Below are 3,237 nucleotides of genomic sequence, written 5' to 3'. Positions count from 1 at the left end.
ACTGGAGACTTCACGCCGGTTCACACCGACGAGGAGTACGCCCGGACCACGCCTTTTGGTACGCGCGTGGCTCACGGGCTGTTCGGCCTTTCACTCGCGGACGGGCTCAAGACCCGCTCCGACCTGCGTTTCCACCCCGGCATGTCCCTTGGCTGGACCTGGGACTTCGTCGCCCCGATCAAGCTTGGCGACAAGGTGCGCGTCCGGTTCCACGTGGCCAGCATGCGGACGACCAAGAAACCGGGCTGGGGGATCGTCGTCCTGCCGTCCGAGCTGATCAATCAGCACGACGAGGTGGTCCAGCGCGGCGAGCACCGCCTGATGATCCCGCGCAAACCCGTCGCAGATGCGGCCTGAGCCCCACCATTTCTCGAACCGGAGTTCACCCATGGCCGCCCAGCCGCGCCCGCTCTCAGGCCTCAAGGTCATCGACTATAGCCACTTCCTCGCCGGGCCGTTCATGTCGCGCGCCCTCTCCGCGCTCGGCGCCGAGGTCATCAAGGTCGAGCGCCCCACCGAGGGTGACGCGGGCCGCGCGCACCCGTACCTGATCAACGGCCAGAGCGGGTACTTCCTGCAGCAGAACATGGGCAAGAAGGGCCTGTGCATCAATCTGCGGGACCCGCGCGGTCTCGAGCTGCTGCACAAGCTCGTCGAGACGGCCGACATCTTCGTCGAGAACTATCGCCCCGGCGCGCTCGACCGGCTGGGTCTGGGCTACGCCCAGCTCTCCGCGTTGAACCCCAAGCTGATCTACTGCTCGGTCTCCGCCTATGGCCACACCGGCCCGGACTCCGAGCGGCCAGGCTTCGGCCTGATCGCCGAGGCGAAGTCGGGTGCCATGGCGCAGCTCGGCGTGCCGGGCGAGCCGCCGCCGCTGCTGCGCATGCCGCTGGCCGACATGTACACGGGCATTCACGGGGTGGCGGCCGTCTGCGCCGCGCTGGTCGGTCGGGCGACGTCCGGGAAGGGCCAGCACATCGACATGGCCCTCTACGACTGCATGGTCTCCATGCACGACTTCGCCGTTCAGCGCTACACGCTCAGCGGGGGCCGGGAAGTTCCCGTCCAGACCGGGCACGACCAGCCGGAGTCCACCGTCTACGGCGTCTTCGAGGCGCGGGACGGATACCTGGTGATCGCCGCCCAGGTGGACGAGGCCTGGAAGCGCCTCGCCCGCCTGATCGGGGGCGAGGCGCTGGCCGCGGACCGGCGCTTCCTCGACCCCGACAGCCGCAACGCCAATCGCCTCGATGCCCTGGCCTATGTGCGTGCATGGACCCGGGCGCAGCCCTCAAGACAGGCCTGCATCCTGGCCCTCGACGCCGCAGGCGTGCCCTGCGCTCCTGTCCAGACCATCGGCGAGGTGCTCGAAGATCCGCAGGTCAAGGCGCGCGGGATGATCGTCGAGCAGGATCACCCGGTGCTCGGTCGCATCCGCCTGCCAAACCTCCCCTTCCGCTTCTCAGACTGCGACACCTCGCCCACCGGCATCGCGCCGACGCTCGGGCAGCACAACGCGGAGGTCGCGGCCTCGCTCGGCTACTCGGCGGCCGCCATCGAGGCGATGGAGCGCGACGGCGTCCTCTACGCGGAGGCGAGCTCCCATCAGGCCGCAGCCGAGTAGGCCCATGCAAAGCCGACCAGGAGTGCTGGTTGATCGTCGATATCCCAAACGGATGGCTCAAGGCCACCGAAGCAACGAGGAAGTCCAGGATCATGCATCGTCGTCACGTCCTCCAGGCCGCACTCGGCTTGGCCACCGGTACCGCCCTCGTGTCCAAGCCGATGATCACGCGGGCGCAATCCGCCTATCCGAGCCGCACTGTCACGCTGGTGGTACCCTGGGCCCCTGGCGGCTCCCAGGACACCTTGGCTCGCGTCCTGATCGAGCCGCTCTCGGCCCAGCTTGGCCAAGCTGTCGTCGTGGACAACCGTCCTGGCGCCAGCGGCACCGTCGGCTCCGGCACGGTCGCGCGTTCGCGTCCGGACGGACACACGCTGCTGATGGGCTCCAGCAGCACCTTCGCCATGGCGCCGCACCTCTACCAACTGCCCTACGATAACGACCGTGCCTTCAGCGCGGCAGGGCTGATCGCGTCGATGCCGATCCTCATGCTGGTGCCGAGCAGCTTCCCGGCGAAGAGCGTGAGAGAGTTTATCGACTTGGCACGGCGCCCACAGGCCCGGCTCTCATATGCCTCCTCGGGCGTCGGCAGCTCCACCCATCTAGCGACCGAGATGTTTCTCCAAATGGCGCAGCTCGAGGTGCAGGACGTCACCTACCGTGGTGGTGGTCCGGCCGTGCAGGGCATGCTGACGGGCGAAACCCAGATGACCTTCCAGACGGCCGCAACCGTCCTGGGTTTCATGAAGTCGGGCGACCTGCGCGCCCTGGCGGTCGCCAGTCCGACGCGCATCGCCTTCCTTCCGGACATTCCCACCTTCGCTGAGTCCGGTCTCACCGACTTCGAGGTGGTCGAGAACATCGCCCTGCTGGCGCCAGAGGGGACACCACAGCCGATCCTCCAGCAGGTCAACGCGGCCGTGGCCAGGGTCATGGCGCTGCCGCAGGTACAGGCAAAGCTGACGGAGCTCGCCATCACGCCGACTGTGCGCCCACCCGCCGAGTTCGCGGCCTTCGCGACGGCGGAGAGCGCGAAGTGGCGGGAGCTCATCCGCGCCCGCAACATCCGCGTCCAGTAGGGATCGGCACAGCTCATCGAAGGCAGGTGTGAGGGAAGGAACGGGACATGATTGGTCGACGCAGCTTCGGGGTGACGACGCTAGGCCTTGCGGCGGGCCTAACAGCGGTAAGAGGTGCCGCCGCGCAGGAGAGCTGGCCGACGCGGCCGGTCACAGTGGTGGTGCCATGGGGGCCGGGAGGATCCACGGACACCTTTGCACGTCTCCTGGCAGCCCGGCTCGCGACGGATCTCGGAAAGCCTTTCCCGATCGACAACCGCTTCGGTGCGAATGGCACGATCGGCTTCGCGTCGGTCGCTCGGGCACGGCCGGACGGCTACACCGTAATGGTGGCAACCGTCAGCACCTATGCGATGGCTCCGCACCTGCTCCAGCTCCCATATGACAACGCGACAGCTTTCTCCGGCGTCGGGCAACTGGCGCAGATGCCGATGTTCATGGTCGTGCCCAGGTCCTCTCCCATTCGGACGTTGGCCGACTACGTTGCCCGGGCGAGGCGCAGTCCTGGCCGGGAGACCTACGCCAACTCGG

The 3,237-nt window shown here is 67.7% G+C and carries 4 protein-coding genes; all 4 read left to right on the top strand.

The features are described 5' to 3' along the window. The coding region (locus D9599_RS30360; protein WP_198385070.1) for a MaoC/PaaZ C-terminal domain-containing protein at window positions 1-357 on the top strand (357 nt) is incomplete at its 5' end. Between the two features lie 31 nt (window positions 358-388). Next, on the top strand, window positions 389-1,627 hold the full coding sequence (locus D9599_RS30355) for a CaiB/BaiF CoA-transferase family protein (RefSeq protein WP_198385069.1): 1,239 nt from the start codon (window positions 389-391) through the stop codon (window positions 1,625-1,627). A 92-nt stretch (window positions 1,628-1,719) separates the two neighbouring features. Beyond that, window positions 1,720-2,706, top strand: coding sequence for a tripartite tricarboxylate transporter substrate binding protein (locus tag D9599_RS30350; protein ID WP_198385068.1), 987 nt, complete (start codon window positions 1,720-1,722; stop codon window positions 2,704-2,706). Window positions 2,707-2,753: 47 nt separating this feature from the next. Continuing rightward, window positions 2,754-3,237 (top strand): tripartite tricarboxylate transporter substrate binding protein (locus D9599_RS30345; RefSeq protein WP_255531730.1); only part of this gene is annotated, 484 nt, incomplete at its 3' end.

The sequence above is a fragment of the Roseomonas sp. KE2513 genome (genome assembly GCF_016107305.1).
Taxonomy (GTDB): Bacteria; Pseudomonadota; Alphaproteobacteria; order Acetobacterales; family Acetobacteraceae; genus Roseomonas.
Note: the sequence above shows the minus strand (reverse complement) of the source record. Positions and strands in the feature narration are given on the sequence as shown.

Bases quoted from the DNA above. Each gene is read 5' to 3' on its own strand.
- D9599_RS30355 (WP_198385069.1), top strand. From the start codon at position 389: ATGGCCGCCCAGCCGCGCCCGCTCTCAGGCCTCAAGGTCATCGACTAT.
- D9599_RS30350 (WP_198385068.1), top strand. From the start codon at position 1,720: ATGCATCGTCGTCACGTCCTCCAGGCCGCACTCGGCTTGGCCACCGGT.